Origin of the sequence: Actinoplanes sp. NPDC051475, from assembly GCF_040689425.1 — a bacterium.
Taxonomy (GTDB): Bacteria; Actinomycetota; Actinomycetes; order Mycobacteriales; family Micromonosporaceae; genus Actinoplanes.
Map to the genome: position 1 here is coordinate 415,974 of NZ_JBFAZZ010000003.1, position 18,970 is coordinate 434,943.

The following is an 18,970-nucleotide window of genomic DNA, read 5'->3' on the forward strand; positions in this document are numbered from 1 at the left end:
ACCGGGCGACCGCGAGTGGTTGGTCCATGACGACCCGGCCCACGGCTGGGTCCGCGACACCTGGAGCGGTCAGGACGTCGACCCGCCTGCCCCTGACCAGTTCTCAGCAAAGGATGCGCTCGTGAGGGGCCTACCGGCGCAGGCCCGCGGACAGTTGCGCTGCCGCGTCAGCCAGGACGCCGGCAAAACGCAGCCGGTCCCGGTCGACGTCGACCGCCAGGCCACCGATCGACACCGCCGCGGCCAGTTCGTCGTTGCCGTCCAACACGGCTGCCCCGAGGGCTCCGATGCCCTGGGTGACGTCCTGGTCCGAGATGGAGTAACCACGCGCCCGGGTCTCCGCCACGTCGGCGAGCAGCTCCTCGGCGGTGGTCAGAGTTCGGGGGGTCAGCCGGGGGAACGGCGCTCGCGCCAGCAGGCCGGCCAGATCACCGCGGTAGGCGAGGCACAGCCGGCCGGCCGCGCCGGCGTGCAACGGCAACGAACGACCGGGCCGCAGCACGAGCACGCCGATGCCACTGCCCTGCGCCCAACGGATGCACAGCGCCTCGTCCCCGCGCGGCACGCTCAGATACGCCGTCTGACCGGTCCGCCGCGCCAGGTCTTGCAGCACCGCGTCGGCCCCGGCCCACTCCTGCAGGGCGGCCGAGGCGGCATCGCCGAGCCGCAGCCAGCGCAGGCTGAGAGCCACCTGGCCCCCCGAGCGGGGTTCGGTCAGGCCGATCGTGCCGAGGGCGTCGACCAGCCGGTAGACACTCGCCCGGGGCATCCCGGTGCGGTCGGAGATGTCGGCCGGGGTGAGCGGCCCCTCCCGGGCCAGAAGCTCGGTGACGGCCGCCGAACGCGCGAGGATTCCTACCGGAGGGTCGCTCATCGAACTATCGGCTTCCCGCCGGGAAGAGGATTGCCCAGCGCACCACTCACCGCGGCGGCCGCGGTCTGGATCAGCGCAATGTTCGCTTCCGCATGATCGCCCAGAACCTGAGCCTGCAGGCCACTTATGGAGATCGCCGCGGCCAGATCACCGGCGTGGTCGAAGACGGGAGCACCGAGAGCCGCTATCCCGGGAGTGACATCTTCGTCCGACACCGTGTATCCGGCCGATCGGCTCAGCTCGGCGTCGGCCAGGATGGCCGCCGGGGAGGGCGCGACGGGGTCGCCCGGCAGGGGAACGCTGTCTCGCAGAACCGTCAGCTGCTCGGCGACCGGCAGATAGGCCAGCAGCGCCCGCGGAGCCGCACCGGAGTACAGCGGCAAGGAATTCCCCAGCTCCAGGGCCAGCGAACGAACCGCCGTTCCCTCGATCCGCTCGACGCAGACAGCCCGCCCGGCGCGCCGGATGCAGAGAAAGCTCGTAGCTCCGGTCTCGGCCACGAGGCGCCTCAGCGACGGCAGCGCGGCCTCGCGAATGTCGATGCTGTCTTCGAGAGCCGCACCGACCGTCAGGAAGTGCAGCCCGAGGCGGTAACCGCCGCGCCGGATACCCTTGTCCAGCCAACCGATACCGTTCAAACTTCGCAGCAGGCGATAGATCGAGCTGAGCGGTTCGCCGGTCGCGGCGGCCAGCTCCGTAGCCGTGAGCTCGCCGGACCGCTCCAGGGCATCCAGCACCGCCCCGACCTTGGAGACCAGCTCCAGCCCGGAGGATTCGCGGTCGTTCTTCCCCGATGGCACGGAAATCGACCGGATCGACGCGAATTCGGATGGCATGGTGTCGGTCATCGCTTCAAGCGGTCCTCGATGGTGGTTCGGGCTCAGGGACGTGTGACGGCCGCACCGGAAAGCCGGCCATGCGGTAGCACTGGTCTATCAACTCGAGGTCGTTAACAGCATCCGCGGCATTGGTCGGAAATGGTGACCCGAATCTCACGGCCGCGGTCAACGCGTCCATCTGATAGTGGTAGGAGCTGCGGGTGCCGAGATGCTCGACCCGCTCGCCCTCGCGGGCACTATACACAATCAATCGATCATCAGCGCTCACCTTGATGAAGTTCTTGACGACGACGTGCCCCCCGTCTCCATCTGCGCGCAGCGAGGACTCCCGGTCGGGATGACCCATGTCCCCGTGCAGGGCTGCTCGCGCACCGCCGGGGAGCGCCAGCTCGACCGTGAACCGCTGATCCACGCCCGGACAGCCTGCGCGCTCACCCATCGAAGCCTCGACGAGCTCGATCCCGCCGCCGAGTTCCCCGGCCACCGCCGCGGCCACGTGCAGGGCGTAGCAACCGAGATCCATCATGGCACCGCCGGCCGGCGGCAACGACCAGCGAAGGTCGTTGTCACCCGGAGGAGGCATCGTCATCCGCACATGCAGCGATGTGAGCGAACCTATCTCGCCGCCCGCGATCACGGCCAGGAACCGACGGAAGACCGGGTGGTAGTGGTAATGAAAAGCATCGAAGACGACCCGGTCACTCTGGGCTGCCACGGCCGCTACTTGACGTGCTTCCGGGGCATTGCTGGCGAACGGCTTTTCGCTGAACACGTGCTTACCGGCCTGCACTGCGGCCATATTCCACGGCCCGTGCAGGCTATTGGGAAGCGCGTTGTACACCACTTCCACATCGGGGTCGGCCAGCAACTCCTGATAGCTGCCGAATGCCCTTTCGATTCCGTTCTCGGCGGCGAACCGGGCGGCCCGATCATGATCCCGGGCCGCGACGGCAACCAACCGTACGAGGCCGTCGGCGGCCGGCGTGACGAGTGCTTCCTGGGCGATGCGGGAAGCTCCGAGAAGCCCCACGCGCAGTGGCCCGGTCATGACACCGGGCTCGCTTCGACCGAGGCGAAGCAGGCGAGGACGGCGTCGCGGGCCTGTTCCAGCGCGGTCTCGACCGGAAGTCGCCGGTGCGCGATGGACATGTGCTCTACTCCCCATGGCCCGGTCCAGCCGAGATGCTGGACGGCTCGGACGAACGAAGGGACGTCGAAGACGCCGGTCCCGCAGACCAGCCGGTTGTCGAACGTATCCTCGAGATGCGTGCCGGCCACCTCGGCGACACCGTCGTCGAGCTCCACCCCCACCAGGTACCGCAGCGGCAGGGTCTCGGTGATGTCGGCATACGGCGTGCCGCCGCGGAACGCGTGCCAGATGTCCAGGATCAGGCCCCCGTTGGGATGGCCGACATCGGTGACGAACGTGATGGCCTGTTCGGTGGTCCGGACCAGGTGGGAGAACGGCGTGTTCTCGAACCCGATCCGGACACCGGCATCGCGCCCGAGGCCGGCCAACTCGTCGAAGCCCCGGCACAGTTCGTCGTAGGTCACCGCGGTGCCGTCGTCGTCGGCCCCGACCTTGATGTTGTCGACGCCCAGGACCGGGCAGGCATCGAACAGGTCTCTCCGGACCGCGTCCGATCGCTGCCGGGCCGGCCCGGCAGTCCACCAATCGGTGATCCATTCGAGCTGCACGGTCGTGATCCCGTTGTCCCGCAGCAGGTGCGCCACGGTGTCCAGCCCGATGGTGTCACGGGCGACGACCAGGTCGGCGCGGGTCAGGCCGAACCCGGTGTATCCGGTCCGGCCGACCGCCTCGATCCGCGTCCGGACGGGTACCGGGCTGGTCGCCGGCCCGCGAGCCGGCATCACATCACCGGCCGAGGTCCAGCAGGCGGCCAGCAGGGCGGGCGGTGTCGAAGCCGCGGCCACGCCGGATCACAGGCCCCGGATGACGGATCGGACGTACTCGGCGCTGGCCCTCACGTCCGCCACCGGACCCTCGCCACGGGGCTCCTCGTCGAGGATCGCGTCCTGCTCCAGGACATACCATCCGGTGTAGTTGTTGGCCTCCAGGTGGCCGACCACACCGGCGATGTCGACATCGCCCTGACCGAGCGGCTTGTACATCCCGGCCCGCACCGCCTCGGTGTAGGTGAGCTCACCCGCCTGTACCCGCTTGGCCAGCGCGTCGTCGACGTCCTTCAGGTGGGTGTGCGCGATCCGGTCCGGTGACTGCCGGGTCAGGGCGGCCGGGTCCGTGCCGCCGATCAGCAGGTGCCCGGTGTCCAGGCACAACGAGATCGACGAGTCTTCCAGGACCTTCTGTACGTCGTTGCCGGTCTCCACCATCGTGCCCACGTGCGGGTGCAGCACGGCCCGTACTCCCCGGTCGGCGGCCAGCCGGCTCAGCCGGTCGAGGTTGCCGAGCAGGGTGTTCCACCCGGCCGTATCGAGGTCGGGACGGGCGTCGTAACCGCGCAGACCGGTGATCGCCGACAGCACGAGCACGTCGGCGCCCACCGCGTCGAAGCCGGCCAGTACCCGCTCGACCTCGGGAACGGGGTCGGTGTCGGTGTCGTGCAACAGCACCGGTGTGAAGTTGCCGAGGCCGTGCAGGCCATAGGTGGCCAGCGTCTCGGCCTTGCCCTCGGGCGACGGTGGGAGGAATCCATCGGATCCGAGTTCGGTAGCGTGCAGGCCGACGACGACCATCTCGCGCAGGACGCGGTCGGGGTTCATCTGGTACCCCCAGCCGGGCACCTCGCAGACCCCCCAGGAGATCGGCGCGCCGGCGACCCGCTCGAGTGCACTTCTCACGATGAAACCTCCTGAAGTCGGACCTCGTCGAGGGTGACGGGGCGGTGTTCGTTCAGCGATCGGGTGGCGGCTTCGGCGATCCAGCTGGCCTCGACCGCGTCCGCCACCGTGCAGGGCGACGAGATGCGGCCCGCCACCAGGTCGGTGAAGGCGGCCAGCTCGGCCCGGAACGCCGCCGCGAACCGGTCCATGAAGAAGGAGTGCGGGGTGCCGGCCGGAAAGGTCACACCCGGTTCGGTGGACCGGATCGGCCAGCGGTCCTCGAGACCGGCACCGACCGAGTCGGCCGAGCCGTGCACCTCCATGCGGACGTCGTAGCCCCGCGCGTTGTACCGGGTGTTGGAGACGACGGCGAGCGCACCGGAGGCCAACGTGAGAACGGTGGCCGCGGTGTCCACGTCGCCGACCTCCGCGAAGATGGCGGCGCCCTGGTTGCTGCCGGTGGCGTAGACCTCGACGACGTCCTGGCCGGTGACGAACCGAACCGCGTCGAAGTCGTGCACGCTACAGTCCCGGAAAATTCCGCCGGAGGCCCGCACGTACCCGTCCGGCGGCGGCGCCGGGTCCATCGTGGTCGAACGGACGGTGTGGATCCAGCCGAGATCACCCTCGCGTACCGCGTCGCGGACCGCGACAAAGGCGGTGTCGAAGCGCCTGGGATAGCCGATCTGCACTGCGATGCCGCTCTGCTCGGCGCGGCGCAGCACCTCGACGCTGTCGGCCGGGTCCGCGGTAACCGGTTTCTCGCAGAACACCGGAACTCCCGCATCCAGCGCCGCGAGGATCAGCTCCGGATGCGCCGGTGTGGCGGCGGCGATCACGACGCCGTCGATCCCGGAGGCCAGCAGGGCGTGCGGAGAGCTGGCCGCTTCGACGCCGAGCCGCTCCACCACCGCCGCGGTCGCCGCCGCGACGGGGTCAGTGACGACCAGTGATTCGACGACGGGCAGACCCTGCAGGGTGGCGGCGTGGAAGGCGCCGATCCGCCCGAGCCCGATCAGGCCGAGACGCATCATGCCCCCTTGACCAGGATGCTGACCCGTTCCGCGACCTGCTCGGCCGACAAGCCGTGCTTGTGCAGCAGGAAGTCGTTGCCGGCGGATTCGCCCCAGGTGTCGTCCAGGCCGATCCGCTCGATGCGCGGCGCCGGCCCCTTGGCGGTGAGGACCTCGGCGACCAGACCGCCGACGCCGCCGATGACCGAGTGCTCCTCGACGGTGACCACCAGCCGGGTGTCCCCCACCGCGGCGCGCAGGCCGTCCTCGTCGAGTGGTTTGAGGGACGGCACGTGCAACACCGTCGCGTCCGCCCCGGATGCGGCCAGCAGCTCGGCGGCGGCCAGGGTCCGCGACGTCTGGGGACCTGTCGAGATCAGCGTGACGTCGCCCCCCTCGCGCAGGCGGTGCACCTTTCCCGGGACGAAGGTGTAGTCCGGGCCGAAGAGATCGGGGACACCGTCGCGCGCGATCCGCAGATACACCGGGCCCTCGTGCTCGGTCGCCCAGTCCATCACCGCGAGCAGTTCGGTGGCGTCGCCCGGCGCGAGGACGGTCATCCCCGGCATGGCGCGCATGATGGCCAGATCCTGCACGTCGAGGTGGGTCTTGCCGACCGCGCCGATCAGCAGGCCGGAGTAGGAACCGACGATTTTCACATTGGCGTGTGACTGGGCCACCAGCACCCGGACCGAGTCCAGCGCGCGGTGGGTGAAGAAAACGGTGAACGACGAAGTCCACGGGATGTAACCGACCGCGGCCATCCCCGCGGCCACCCCGATCAGGTTCTGCTCGGCGATCCCCATCTGCAGGAACCGCTGCGGGTGGGCCGCGGCGAACTTGTCGGCCTTGGTGGAGTTGGCGAGGTCGCCGTCGAGCACGACGATCCGCTGATCCACCTCACCGAGCGCGACGAGTTTCTCGCCCCAGACATCGCGCATGGCTTTCATACCCGGCCTCCTTCGATGCGCAGCGCGTTCCCGGATCCGACGTACGAGGGTTGATCGGAGGCGCCGATGCTGGTTTCGGCAAGGTCTGGCACCAGCTCGGATCGGGCCTGGTCAACCTCTTCGGTCGTGGGCACCGTGCTGTGCCAGGTGTAGGTGCCCTCCGCCATCGAGAGCCCCTTTCCCTTCACGGTCTGGGCGACGAGCACCGTCGGCCGGTCCTGGTCGTCGGGCAGGTGAGCCTTGCGGTAGGCGTCGATGATCTCCTCGTAGTCGTGCCCGTCGAGTTCGATCACCCGCCAGCCGAAGGCCGCGAAGATCGCGCTGACGTCCAGCCCGCTCCACGGGTCGCGGCGGTTGCCGCGGTCAGTGGGCTCGCTGGTGGCGTCCGACGGCAGGCCGAACTGCTGCAGCCCGTTGCGGTCGACGATCGCCGTCAGGTTGGTCAGGCGGTAGCGGACGGCCACCTGCGCCGCCTCCCAGACCATCCCCTCCTGGATCTCACCGTCGCCGAGGAGCACCCAGGTGTGGAACTCCTGGCCCTTGAGCCGCGCCCCGAGAGCCATCCCCACGCCGAAGGACAGCCCCTGGCCCAGGGAGCCGGTGGAGGCGTCCAGGCCGGGCAGCCGGGTGACGTCGGGGTGGCCTTGCAGGCGCGAGTCGCCCTGATCGAAGGTCGACAGTTCGTCCAGGTCGAGGTAGCCGCGGAGGGCGAGCACGGCGTAGAGGCCCAGGGCGGCATGACCCTTCGACAGCACGAAGCGGTCCCGGTCGGCCCAGTGGGGTTCGCTGGGACGGATCCGCAACTCCTGGAAGTAGAGACTCACCAGCAGGTCCATCATCGACAGCGGGCCGCCGATGTGACCGGCTTTGGCCTTGTCGACAGTCTTGATCACTTCCCAGCGGGCTCGCTGAGCCAGGGTGTGCAGGTCCGCGATGCTCCGGGAATGACGGTCGTCGGTCACAGCGTCGTTACTACTGTCTGACGTCACGGGGGACTCAATCCAATCGTGAGCTCGGCCGCAGGTGGCCAACTTATCGTCCATCGAACTAGCTGTCCGCCTGGTGATAACGCTACTTGATGTCGACCCAGCGCCGCTCCGCCGCCGACTGCTCGACCGCGTCCAGCACCTGCGACACTCGCCAGCCGGCCTCGAAATCGCCGTCCGGGCGCCGGTTCTCGGCGATTGCGTGCAGGAACTCGTTGACCTCGATGGTCTTCAGTTCGTGGACGCCCAGCGGCACGCCGGCGAATGGCCAGAACGCCCCGTAGTCGCCATGCGAGGGGCCGAGCTCGATCTCCTTGTAGCCCTTTCGGTCCGCGGGGTCGCCCGTCAGGTAGAGCCGCAGCGTGTGAATGTCCTGCTGGACGAACTGCAGGGCGCCCTTGCTGCCGATCAGCTCGATGCTCTGGTGCCAGGTCCGCCCGGTGGAGACCCGGGACGCCTCGATGTGGCCGCTCGCGCCGGAGGCGAACTGCATCAGGAAGGTGGTCGCGTCGTCGTTCTCCACCTCCCGGCGCGGCGCGGCCAGGTCGGCGCCACTGCCGTAACCGAAGGCGCCGGTGGGCTCGGGCCGGGCGGTGATGAAAGTGCGACTCAGGCCGACCACCGAGGCGATCGGCCCGACCAGCACCTGGGCCAGGGAGATGATGTGGGCGCCGAGGTCGCCCAAGGCGCCGGTGCCTGCCAGCTTGCGTTCGAAACGCCAGGTGAACGGCACATCGGGGTCGCTGCACGCGTCGAGCACGAACCGGCCCTGGAAGGTCCAGATGTCGCCCAGGACGCCGTCCGCGATCAGCCGGCGGGCCTCGGCGATCGCCGGGTTACGCAGATAGTTGAACCCGACCAGGGTCTTCACACCGGCCGCCTCGGCGGCCTCGAACATCTCCTGGGCGTCAGCCGCGCTCAGCGCGAGCGGCTTCTCGCAGTACACGTGCTTACCCGCCGCGATCGCCGCCATCGCGATCTGTTTGTGCAGGAAGTTCGGCGTCACGATGTCGACGACGTCGACCGCCGGATCGGTCACCGCCTCGCGCCAGTCGGTGGTCCAGCGGGCATAGCCGAGCGACTGGGCGCCGCTGCTGGCCAGGTCGTCCATGGCGTCGGCCAGCACCTCGAACCGCGGGCGCAGCGGAGTGCTGCCGTAGACGCTCTCCACATTGCGATAGCCCATGGTGTGCGACTTGGCCATCAGACCGCTGCCGATCATGGCTACCCCGATCTCAGGAACCGAGGAGGTGGCGGGATGCAAGGTCATCAGTGACTCTCCCGGTCTTGGAGTATGCGATGAACCATCGCGACGGGTGGAGCGGTGCGGTCGCTGACCGCGCTGATGTCAAAGTTTCTATCACCTGGTGGACATCCCGTCCATCAGAGGATAGCTTTCCATCTTGTTACACCCGCGACACCGGGAAGCCTCCGCCCGGACCGCAACATCGACATCGGCAGATGCGAAACAACGGACGCACCTGGCCAGTCGGACAAGAGAGGTTGCCCCCCGATATGCCACTGCCCAACAGTTCTCCGCAGGTCCTCTCGGCGGGATGGAAAGACGTCAACCCGGAGGTGGCCGGCTGGACCTACGTCAGCTTCCAGGTTCTGACCCTCGCCGCGGGCAGTTCCGTGCAGCTGCCGAGCAGCGATCAGGAGCGAGCGTTCGTGCCGTTGTCCGGCCGGGTGAAGGCCACGATCCCGGCCGACGCCGAGCAGGACTCCGGTCGCGAGTGGGAGTTCGGGGGCCGGGACAACGTCTTCGCCGGCGTGGGCTGGTGCCTGTACCTGCCGTCGCAGACCGCAGTCACCCTGGTTGCGCTGACCGACATCGAAGTCGCCGTCGCCGAGGCCCCGGCCACCACCCGGCACGCCCCGGTTCTCGTCACCCCGGACGACACCCGGACCGAGCTGCGCGGCGGCGGCAACGCCTCACGCCAGGTGAACAGCCTGATGCTCCCCGACTTCCCGGCCGACCGGCTGCTGGTCATCGAGGTGTGGACCCCGGGCGGCAACTGGTCCAGCTTTCCTCCCCACAAGCACGAACACGACACCGACGACGGGGCGGAGTCCGAGCTGGAGGAGACCTACTACTACCGGCTCCGTGACCCCGAGAACGGGTGGGCGGTGCAGCGGGTTTACAGCCCGGAGCGCGACTTCGACCTGACCGTGACTGTGCGGGACGGGGACATCCTGCTGATTCCCTGGGGCTACCACACGACCGCCGCTATCCACGGCCACGACCTCTACTACCTCAACGTGCTGGCCGGGCCGGCCCCGCGCCGCACCTTGCAGGCGTTGCAGGATCCGTGCCTCAAGCCGACCCAGGACGCCTGGCCCCAGCTGGCCATGGATGACCGCCTGCCCATCATTCCGCGTTACCCGGCGTCGAAGACCGCCTGATCATCTCGAGACCGAGAAGGAAACTGTCGTGACTCAATCCCACCCGTCAACGCAGCGTCTCACCGTCGGTCAGGCCCTAGTGAAGTTCCTCGCCGCCCAGCGCGTCGAACGCGACGGCGAGAACAAGCCCTTCTTCGGGGGTGCGATCGGCATCTTCGGGCATGGCAACGTCGCGGGCGTCGGCCAGGCCCTTCTGCAGTACCGCAAGGACTTCCGCCTTTATCAAGCGCGCAACGAGCAGGGCATGGTCCACATGGCGACCGGTTACGCCAAGCTGCGCAACCGTCTCGGCGCTCTTGCGTGCAGCAGCTCCATCGGGCCCGGCGCCACCAACATGATCACGGGCGCCGCCACCGCGACCGTGAACCGGCTGCCGGTGCTGTGCCTGCCGAGCGACATCTTCGCAAGCCGACGGACCGGTGCTGTGCTGCAGCAGCTCGAGTCCACTTTCTCCTGGGACTACTCGGCCAACGACGCGTTCAAGGCGGTCAGCAAGTACTGGGACCGGATCAACCGGCCCGACCAATTGCCGACCGCACTGCTGGAAGCGATGCGGACCCTCACCAGCCCGGCCGACACCGGGGCCGTGACGCTGGCTTTGCCGCAGGACGTCCAGGCCGAGGCCTGGGACTTTCCCGCCCTGCTCTTCCGCGAACGCACCTGGTACGTACCCCGGGCCCGGGCCGACCGCGCGGCCCTGCGCCGCGCCGCACAGATCATCGCCGCCGCCCGGCGGCCGGTCATCATCGCCGGCGGCGGCGTCATCTACTCGGAGGCCACCGCCGAACTCGCCGCGCTGGCCGAGCGGACCGGCATCCCGGTGGGTACCACGCAGGCCGGAAAGGCCAGCCTGCCGTGGGAGCACCCGCAGATGGTCAACGCCATCGGCGCCTCGGGCACCGCCTTCGCCAACGGTCTCGCACAGCAGGCCGACGTGATCATCGGGATCGGCACCCGGTACACCGACTTCACCACCGCCTCGAACACTCTGTTCGCCCAGCCCGACGTGCAGTTCATCAACCTCAACGTGACGGAACTGGACGCGCTCAAGGAGGCGGCGACCGCGGTCGTCGGCGACGCCCGGGAATCCATCGTCGAGCTGACCGAACTGCTGAGCGACTACACCGTGAGCGCCGAATATCGCGCCACCGCCGAGCAGGCCGCGCAACAGTGGCGCGCGGAGCGCGACGTCATCGTGGCGCTTCCCGACGGCGAGACGACGCTCACCCAAGAGGCGACGATCGGCATGGTGAACGATGTCGCCGGCGATCACCATGTGGTGATCAACGCGGCCGGATCGATGCCCGGCGACCTGCACCGGCTGTGGCGTCCGTCCGACCCCAAGGCCTACGACCTCGAGTACGGCAACTCCTGCATGGGCTACGAGATTGCCGGCGCGGTCGGCAACAAGATGGCCGACCCCTCGCGCGACGTCTTCTGCTTCATCGGTGACGGCACCTTCCTGCTGGCCAACCAGGAGCTGATGACGGCGGTCCAGGAGGGTCTCAAGATCACCGTAATCCTGGTCGACAACTTCGGGTACGGATCGATTGCCGCCCTGTCGGAGACCCGCGGATCGCAGGCCTTCGCGTGCCGCTTCACCTACCGCGGCGAGGACGGCCAGTTCTCCGACGAGCGGGTCGGGATCGATCTGGCGGCCACCGCGGCCAGCCTCGGCGCGGACACGCTGTCCGCCAGCACTCCGGAGGAGTTGCGGGCGGCGCTGGCCGAGGCGGCTACCCGCGACAACTCCGTCGTGATCTACACCAAGGTGGACGCCAAGGGCCGCTTCGGTGGCTCCGGCGCCTGGTGGGACGTACCGGTCTCGGAGGTGTCCGAGCTCGACAGCACGCAGGAGGCACGCAAGGAGTACGAGCAGCAGACCGCGGCGCAGAGGTTGTACCTGTGAGCGCCGATACCGCCGCGGCCGACGTCGCCTTCGCCCGGATCCGCGAGATCGTGGCCGCCGTGCCGACCCAGTTGATCGTCGGTGGCATTCATCGCGACGCCACCGACGGATCCACCTTCGAGGTGCTCGATCCTTCGACCGGCGAGCCGCTGGCAAGGGTGTCCAGCGGGACCGTCGGCGATGCGATCGCCTGCGTCGACGCCGCGGCGGCGGCCGCCGCAGGATGGGCCGCGACGGCGCCCCGGCAGCGTGGGGAGATCCTGCGGCGGACGTACGAGCTGATGGTCGAGCGCGCGAACGACCTGGCGCTGCTGATCAGTGCCGAGAACGGCAAGGCGTTGCCGGACGCCCGCGGCGAGGTGGTGTACTCCGCGGACTTCTTCCGGTGGTACGCCGAGGAGGCCGTCCGGATCCGCGGCGAGATCCAGACCGCGCCGGGGGGTGCCAACAAGATCATCGTGCTCAGGCAACCGGTCGGCATCGCGGTTCTCGTGACGCCGTGGAACTTTCCGGCCGCCATGGCCGCGCGAAAGATCGCGCCCGCGCTGGCCGCCGGATGCACGACCATCCTCAAGCCCGCGGGAGAGACACCGCTGACCGCGCTTGCCGTGGCCGCTCTGATGGAGGAGGCCGGTCTGCCGCCCGGGGTCCTCAACGTGCTTCCGTCCAAGCGATCGGGCGACGTCGTGGCGGCCATGCTGGCTGACCCGCGCGTCCGGAAGTTGTCCTTCACCGGATCCACCGAGGTCGGCCGTACGTTGCTCAATCTCGCCAATGAGCACGTCCTCAACTCCTCGATGGAGCTCGGCGGCAACGCACCGTTCGTGGTCTTCGACGACGCCGATCTGGACGCCGCGGTAGAAGGGGCGATGGTGGCGAAGATGCGCAACGGCGGTGAAGCGTGCACCGCCGCCAACCGGTTCTTCGTCCATGACGGCATCGCCGAGGAATTCACCGAACGGCTGTCCCGCGCAATGGCGGGCCTGGCGATGGGTCTGGGCTATGCCGACGGAACAGCGCTCGGTCCTCTGGTGAATGCGAAGACCCAGCGGAAGGTGGCCGATCTGGTCGCCGAGGCCATCGACAGTGGAGCACGCGCCAGGATCGGTGGGACTCTGCCCGAAGGCTCCGGATTCTTCTATCCCGCGACCGTCCTGAGTGATGTGGCTCCGGACGCAGCGATCCTGCGGACCGAAATCTTCGGTCCGGTCGCACCGATCGTCACGTTCACCACCGAGGACGAGGCGATCGATCTGGCGAACGGCAGCGAGTACGGCTTGGTGTCGTACGTGTACACCGCTGATCTGGGCCGCGGTCTGCGGGTCAGTGAAGCACTCGAAGCGGGGATGGTCGGCCTGAACCGAGGACTGGTCTCAGATCCGGCGGCCCCGTTCGGCGGGGTCAAAGAAAGCGGCCTCGGGCGGGAGGGTGGCGTCGAAGGACTGCTGGCCTTCACCGAGACCAAGTACGTGGCTGTGAGCTGGTAAGGCCCGAACACATCACCTGACCTGCCGTTTCGGCACTGATCCGAGAGGGACGTTCAATGAAGACCAACGCGAGGAGGACCGTCGCGGTCGCGGCCGCGGCGACACTCATCACCGTCCTTACCGCGTGCAGCGGTGGGGGCGCTCAGAAGGACACCAGCACGGGCACCGGAGGAGGCGGCGGGAACTCCGGATATACCTTCGCCATGATCACCCACGAGACGCCGGGTGACACCTTCTGGGACCGCATCAAAGCCGGCGCCCAGCAGGCGGCGAAGGACACCGGGTCCACCCTTAAATATTCGTCCGACCCGGAGGCCACGAAACAGACCGTCCTCATCCAGAACGCGATCGACTCGAAGGTCGACGGGATCGCAACGACCCTGGTCACGCCGGAAGCGCTCATCCCCACGGTGAAGAAGGCAACCGCCGCGGGCATTCCGGTGGACAGCTTCAACTCCGGCATCGACTACTACAAGCAGGCCGGCTCATTGGTGCACTTCGCCTCCAACGAGTACCTCGGCGGGCAAGGGGCCGGCACGCGGGCCAAGGACGCCGGCGCCACGAAGATCCTCTGCACCATCCAGCAGACCGGATCCGTGGCGCTCGAAGACCGTTGCAAGGGCGTGAAGGACACGTTCCCGAACACCGAGAACATTCAGGTCAACGGGGCCGATGACGCCGCGGTCACCTCGGCCATCCAAGCGAAGCTCTCGCAGGACAAGACGATCAACTGGATCATCACCCTCGGTGCCGCTCAGGGGCTGGACGCGGTCAAGGCGGTCAAACAGGCCGGAGCCGACGTCAAGATCGGCACGTTCGACACCAACCCCGACGCGGCGCAGGCCGTCCAGGACGGCACGATCCAGTTCTTTATCGACCAGCAGCCCTACCTGCAAGGTTACCTGTCCATCCAGCAGCTTTACCTCTTCAAGAAGAACGGCAACGTCATCGGTGGTGGCAACGCCGTGCTGACCGGTCCGTCGTTCGTCGACAAGACCAGCATTGCGCAGATCCTTCCGTTCGTTAAGGCGAACACCCGCTGACTCATTTCGGGGGCCGGGGCCTCGACCGGCCCGGCCCCCGCCGGACAGCACAGGAGCTGTTATGAGCACACCCCTCAAGACCGCCCGCCCAGCCGCCCCATCGGAAGCATCCAACCGCGTCTCGCTGGGCCTCTCTAACCGCCTGCTCGCCCGTCCCGAGGTCGGAGCTCTGGTCGCGGCTATCGTGATTTTCATCTTCTTCCTCGCCGTGGCGCCGGCGTTCCGTAGCCCGAGTTCGTTCTTCACCGTTCTCTACCAGTCGTCCACGATCGGCATCGTCGCCGTCGCCGTCGGCATGCTGATGATTGGCGGCGAGTTCGACCTGTCCGCCGGCGTTCTCGTGACAACCGCCGGCCTGTTCAACGCGATGTTCTGCTATGAGCTCGGCATCAACCTGTGGCTGGGCGCTCTGCTTTCTCTGGTGGTCTGTCTGGGTCTCGGGTTCCTCAACGGCTACCTCGTGATGAAGACCGGCATCCCCAGCTTCCTCATCACTTTGGGGACGTTCTTCTTCCTTCAGGGCGCCAACCTCGGGGTGACCAAGCTCGTGACCGGCTCGGTGTCGAGCCCCGACATCTCCAAGATGGACGGCTACTCGTCGCTCAACTGGATCTTCGCGCACCAGTTCAAGATCGGCTCGGTCACCCTGCAGATCACCGTCATCTGGTGGCTGCTGTTCACCCTGCTCTCGGCTTACGTGCTCCAGCGAACCAGGATCGGGAATTGGATCTTCGCGGTCGGCGGCAACTCGGCCTCAGCCCGCGCCGTGGGCGTGCCGGTCCTGCGGGTCAAGGTCGGCCTGTTCATGACGGTGGCCTTCCTCGCCTGGTTCGCCGGGATGCACTACCTTTACAACTTCAATGTGCTGCAGGCCGGCAACGGCGTGGGTAACGAGTTCCTCTACATCATCGCCGCGGTGGTCGGCGGAACCCTGCTCACCGGCGGTTACGGCAACAGCATCGGCGTCGCCATCGGCGCCTTCATCTTCGGCATGACGAGCCTCGGCATCGTCTACGCCGGCTGGGATCCCAACTGGTTCAAGGCCTTCCTCGGGATCATGCTGCTCCTGGCGGTCATGGTCAACCTGTACGTCAAGAGGCTCTCGAGCGCCCGGAAGGTGGGCTGAGATGACCGACACGATCGCCGAACACGCCGACGAGACCTTGCACAAGGGCGAGCCGCTCGTACAGATGGAGGACGTCGGAAAGTCCTACGGCGCGATTCGGGCGCTGAAAGGCATCAACCTGACGGTCAACGCCGGCGACGTGACTTGCGTGCTCGGCGACAACGGCGCCGGCAAGTCGACCCTGATCAAGATCATCTCAGGGCTGCATGCGCACAACGACGGCGTGATGAGAGTCGACGGCAAGCCGGTCACCTTCGGCTCGCCGCGTGACGCCCTGGCCCACGGTATCGCGACGGTCTACCAGGACCTCGCCGTGGTCGCGCTGATGGAGGTGTGGCGGAACTTCTTCCTCGGTTCGGAGATGTCCGGCAGCAAGATGCCGCTCTCGAGCCTGAAGATCAAGGACATGAAGCGGATCGCCGACGAAGAGCTTCGCAAGATGGGCATCGTCGTCAAGGACATCAACCAGCCGATCGGCACGCTCTCCGGCGGTCAGCGCCAGTGTGTCGCGATCGCCCGGGCGGTGTACTTCGGCGCCCGGGTCCTGATCCTGGACGAGCCGACGGCGGCGCTCGGCGTCAAGCAGTCCGGCGTGGTGCTCAAGTACACCGCCGCCGCCCGTGATGCCGGCCTGGGCGTCGTCTTCATCACGCACAACCCGCACCACGCGTACATGGTCGGCGACCACTTCATCATCCTCAAGCTCGGCCAGGCCGTGCTGGACAAGAAGCGGGACGACGTCGCCCTGGACGAGCTCACCCGGCAGATGGCAGGCGGCGACGAACTCACCGAGCTGACCCACGAACTGCAGAGATGAGGGAGCCCGTCCGTGCAGCCGCTACTGACTGACAAGGTCCTGCTCGTCAGCGGAGGAACCCAGGGTGTCGGTGCCGGCGTGGTCCGGGCCGCCGTCCGGGAAGGCGCATCCGTTGCCTTCACCGGCCGGCGACCCGGCGCGGGCCAAGCCTTGGTCGACGAGCTCGCCACTGAGGACGCCGGCTCGCCGCCCCTGTTCGTGCAGTGCGATCTCAGCGATCCCGCTCAGGCCTCGGGATCCGTGCAGGCCGTGGTCGATCACTTCGGCCGCATCGACAGCCTGGTCAACGCGGCCGGTCTCACCACCAGAGGCACGTTGCTGGACACCGACGCGGCCCTGTTCGACGAACACATCGCCATCAACCTGCGGGCCCCGTTCCTGACGATGCAGGCGGCCGTCCGCGACCTCACCGAACGTAAGGCACCGGGAACGATCGTCAACATCATCTCGATGGCGTCGCACGGTGGACAGCCGTATCTGAGTCCTTACAGCGCCGCCAAAGCCGGCCTGGCAGGGCTCACCCGCAACGCCGCCTTCGCCCATCGGTGGGACCGGATCCGCATCAACGGCGTCAACATCGGCTGGACCCAGACCGAAGGCGAGGACGCCATCCAGCGCCACTTCCACAGCGCCGACGACAGCTGGATCGAGCAGGCCGGGCGTGGGGTCCCGATGGGCAAGCTCGGGCAGGTGGACGAGATCGCCGACTTCATTGTGTTCCTGCTGTCCGACCGCAGCGGCGTGGTCACCGGATCGATCATCGACTGGGACCCAGGTCGTCGTCGGCCCCTACGACTGACCCACAGCACACCTCACCAGCCTCAGGGAGCATCCGATGCCCGTCGCCGTGGCCCATCTTCCCTCGACCACCGGACACCTCGCCCTTCGTGAAGCGGCACAACAGGCGGTCCAACGCCGCACGACTCTGACTGTCATCCAAGTGGTCGACGCGGTCGACCTCGACGTCGATGCCGCTCACCGAGCAGGAATGTCCGACGAGATCGCGAACGTTCTGGCCGAGGCGGGCATCACCGACCCGAAATGGGATCTCCGGCTCGCTGCCGCCTCCGACCAGACCGATGACACCGCCGACTCCATCCTGGCCATGGCGGCCGACGCGGGTGCGGATCTTCTGGTGATCGGTGCCCGTCGCCGCTCCCCCGTCGGCAAGGCGATTCTGGGCAGCGTCACCCAGCGGATCATCCTCGCCGCCGACATTCCGGTGCTCGTCGTCAAGGCAGCGGGGTGAACCTCCCTTGACCGCCGCGCCCTCAGTGTCCTATTCGATCACCGTACGGCTCGAGGTGCCGGCCGGTGGCCGGTCTGTGTCAGCGTTGACCACCGCCGTCGAGCACGCGGGCGGACTGGTGACCGCGCTCGACGTGACCGCATCCGGCCATGAGCGCCTGCGGATCGATGTCACCTGCGCCGCGCGCGACACCGAGCACGCCGACGCGCTCGTCGAGGCCATGCACGCCGTACCGGAGGTGGTTATCGGAAAGGTTTCCGACCGGACCTTCCTGATGCACCTGGGCGGCAAGATCGAGATGGTCAGCAAGCACCCGATCCGCAACCGGGACGACCTGTCGATGATCTACACGCCCGGGGTCGCCCGGGTTTGTCTCGCGATCGCCAAGAATCGCGAGGACGCCCGCCGCCTGACCGTGAAACGAAACAGCATCGCGGTGATCACCGACGGGTCGGCCGTACTGGGTCTGGGCAATATCGGTCCGGAGGCCGCACTTCCCGTCATGGAGGGCAAGGCGGCGCTGTTCAAGCGCTTCGGCGACATCGACGCGTGGCCGTTGTGCCTGGATACCCAGGACACCGAGCAGATCATCGCCACGGTCAAGGCGGTGGCACCTGGTTTCGCCGGCATCAACCTCGAGGACATCTCGGCTCCGCGGTGTTTCGAGGTCGAGGAGCGCCTGCGTCAGGAGCTGGACATCCCGGTCTTCCACGACGACCAGCACGGCACCGCGATCGTCGTCGTCGCGGCGTTGTACAACGCCCTTCGTGTGGTCGGAAAGGAGATCGGTCAGATCCGCGTCGTGATGTCGGGGGCGGGCGCCGCGGGGACGGCCATCGCCAAGCTCCTGCTCGCCGCGGGTGTCGTCGACATCGTGGTGACCAACCGGTCCGGCATCATCCACCGCGGCACCAAGGACGTCGCCGGTCAGTTGCTGTGGCTGGCCGAGCACACCAACCGGCTCAGCCTCACCGGATCCCTCCGGGATGCCCTGGTCGGCGCCGACGTGTTCATCGGAGTCTCCGGCCCGAATCTGTTGTCCGGCCCGGACATCGCCACGATGGCCGACCGGTCGATCGTCTTTGCCCTCTCCAACCCCGATCCCGAGGTAGACCCGATGGCGGCGGCCGAACACGCCGCCGTGGTCGCCACCGGTCGATCGGACTTTCCGAACCAGATCAACAACGTCCTCGCATTCCCCGGCGTGTTCCGGGGCCTGCTCGATGCGCGCAGCCGCGACATCACCCAGGACATGTTGCTCGCCGCGGCAAAAGCCCTCGCCTCGGTGGTTACCGAGGACGAACTCAACGCGGCCTACATCACGCCGAGCGTTTTTCACGCCGACGTGCACACGACGGTCGCGAACGCGGTTCGGCGCGCCGCCGGCGGGCCACACGACCTCCGTTCGGTTGACCCCGCCGAGTCGCCGTGACCGCTGGTAGCCGACCCGGACCGACAACCACTGC

The 18,970-nt window shown here is 67.8% G+C and carries 18 protein-coding genes; 9 read left to right on the forward strand and 9 right to left on the reverse strand.

Annotated features, from left to right (window positions below):
* Window positions 1–130 precede the first annotated feature (130 nt).
* The 9 genes from AB0368_RS09225 to AB0368_RS09265 form a co-directional block, all read right to left on the reverse strand.
* Window positions 131–874 carry an IclR family transcriptional regulator gene (locus AB0368_RS09225; protein WP_366153295.1) on the reverse strand — a complete coding sequence of 248 codons (744 nt, stop codon included), beginning with the start codon at window positions 872–874 and terminating at the stop codon, window positions 131–133.
* Window positions 871–1,722 carry an IclR family transcriptional regulator gene (locus tag AB0368_RS09230; RefSeq protein ID WP_366153296.1) on the reverse strand — a complete coding sequence of 284 codons (852 nt, stop codon included), beginning with the start codon at window positions 1,720–1,722 and terminating at the stop codon, window positions 871–873. Before AB0368_RS09230 ends, AB0368_RS09225 begins: the two co-directional genes overlap by 4 nt.
* 4 nt (window positions 1,723–1,726) lie before the next feature.
* Window positions 1,727–2,761, reverse strand: coding sequence for a Gfo/Idh/MocA family oxidoreductase (locus AB0368_RS09235; protein WP_366153297.1), 1,035 nt, complete (start codon window positions 2,759–2,761; stop codon window positions 1,727–1,729).
* Window positions 2,758–3,648, reverse strand: coding sequence for a sugar phosphate isomerase/epimerase family protein (locus tag AB0368_RS09240; protein WP_366153298.1), 891 nt, complete (start codon window positions 3,646–3,648; stop codon window positions 2,758–2,760). The genes AB0368_RS09235 and AB0368_RS09240 overlap by 4 nt, the downstream gene beginning before the upstream one ends.
* Window positions 3,649–3,654: 6 nt before the next feature.
* Window positions 3,655–4,536: a sugar phosphate isomerase/epimerase gene (locus AB0368_RS09245; RefSeq protein WP_366153299.1), complete on the reverse strand. Its 882-nt coding sequence runs from the start codon at window positions 4,534–4,536 to the stop codon at window positions 3,655–3,657.
* Window positions 4,533–5,549, reverse strand: a complete 1,017-nt coding sequence (locus tag AB0368_RS09250; RefSeq protein WP_366153300.1) for a Gfo/Idh/MocA family oxidoreductase — start codon at window positions 5,547–5,549, stop codon at window positions 4,533–4,535. Before AB0368_RS09250 ends, AB0368_RS09245 begins: the two co-directional genes overlap by 4 nt.
* Window positions 5,549–6,481, reverse strand: a complete 933-nt coding sequence (locus AB0368_RS09255) for a transketolase C-terminal domain-containing protein (protein WP_366153301.1) — start codon at window positions 6,479–6,481, stop codon at window positions 5,549–5,551. The genes AB0368_RS09250 and AB0368_RS09255 overlap by 1 nt, the downstream gene beginning before the upstream one ends.
* The gene (locus AB0368_RS09260) at window positions 6,478–7,443 is read right to left on the reverse strand and encodes a transketolase (RefSeq protein WP_366153302.1); all 966 of its coding nucleotides are present in this window, start codon (window positions 7,441–7,443) and stop codon (window positions 6,478–6,480) included. The genes AB0368_RS09255 and AB0368_RS09260 overlap by 4 nt, the downstream gene beginning before the upstream one ends.
* Window positions 7,444–7,552: 109 nt before the next feature.
* Window positions 7,553–8,737 carry a Gfo/Idh/MocA family oxidoreductase gene (locus AB0368_RS09265; protein ID WP_366153303.1) on the reverse strand — a complete coding sequence of 395 codons (1,185 nt, stop codon included), beginning with the start codon at window positions 8,735–8,737 and terminating at the stop codon, window positions 7,553–7,555.
* A gap of 245 nt (window positions 8,738–8,982) precedes the next feature.
* On the opposite strand from AB0368_RS09265, the gene iolB reads away from it, so the two are divergent.
* The 9 genes from iolB (at window position 8,983) to AB0368_RS09310 (ending at window position 18,936) form a co-directional block, all read left to right on the forward strand.
* Window positions 8,983–9,873, forward strand: a complete 891-nt coding sequence (iolB, locus tag AB0368_RS09270) for a 5-deoxy-glucuronate isomerase (protein WP_366153304.1) — start codon at window positions 8,983–8,985, stop codon at window positions 9,871–9,873.
* Window positions 9,874–9,901: 28 nt separating this feature from the next.
* A complete protein-coding gene (gene iolD / locus AB0368_RS09275) occupies window positions 9,902–11,782 on the forward strand; it encodes a 3D-(3,5/4)-trihydroxycyclohexane-1,2-dione acylhydrolase (decyclizing) (protein WP_366153305.1) in 1,881 nt (626 codons plus the stop codon).
* A gap of 59 nt (window positions 11,783–11,841) precedes the next feature.
* Window positions 11,842–13,269 (forward strand): NAD-dependent succinate-semialdehyde dehydrogenase, encoded by a 1,428-nt coding sequence (locus AB0368_RS09280; protein ID WP_366153355.1) that lies wholly within the window; start codon window positions 11,842–11,844, stop codon window positions 13,267–13,269.
* A 56-nt stretch (window positions 13,270–13,325) separates the two neighbouring features.
* Window positions 13,326–14,312 carry a substrate-binding domain-containing protein gene (locus tag AB0368_RS09285; protein ID WP_366153306.1) on the forward strand — a complete coding sequence of 329 codons (987 nt, stop codon included), beginning with the start codon at window positions 13,326–13,328 and terminating at the stop codon, window positions 14,310–14,312.
* Between the two features lie 61 nt (window positions 14,313–14,373).
* A complete protein-coding gene (locus tag AB0368_RS09290; protein ID WP_366153307.1) occupies window positions 14,374–15,438 on the forward strand; it encodes an ABC transporter permease in 1,065 nt (354 codons plus the stop codon).
* Between the two features lies 1 nt (window position 15,439).
* Entirely contained in the window at window positions 15,440–16,255 is an 816-nt protein-coding gene (locus AB0368_RS09295; RefSeq protein ID WP_366153308.1) for an ATP-binding cassette domain-containing protein, read from the forward strand.
* 12 nt (window positions 16,256–16,267) lie between these two features.
* Window positions 16,268–17,146: an SDR family oxidoreductase gene (locus AB0368_RS09300; RefSeq protein ID WP_366153309.1), complete on the forward strand. Its 879-nt coding sequence runs from the start codon at window positions 16,268–16,270 to the stop codon at window positions 17,144–17,146.
* Window positions 17,091–17,504, forward strand: coding sequence for a universal stress protein (locus tag AB0368_RS09305; RefSeq protein WP_366153310.1), 414 nt, complete (start codon window positions 17,091–17,093; stop codon window positions 17,502–17,504). The genes AB0368_RS09300 and AB0368_RS09305 overlap by 56 nt, the downstream gene beginning before the upstream one ends.
* A gap of 7 nt (window positions 17,505–17,511) precedes the next feature.
* Window positions 17,512–18,936, forward strand: a complete 1,425-nt coding sequence (locus tag AB0368_RS09310; RefSeq protein WP_366153311.1) for an NAD-dependent malic enzyme — start codon at window positions 17,512–17,514, stop codon at window positions 18,934–18,936.
* The last annotated feature ends 34 nt before the right edge of the window (window positions 18,937–18,970 follow it).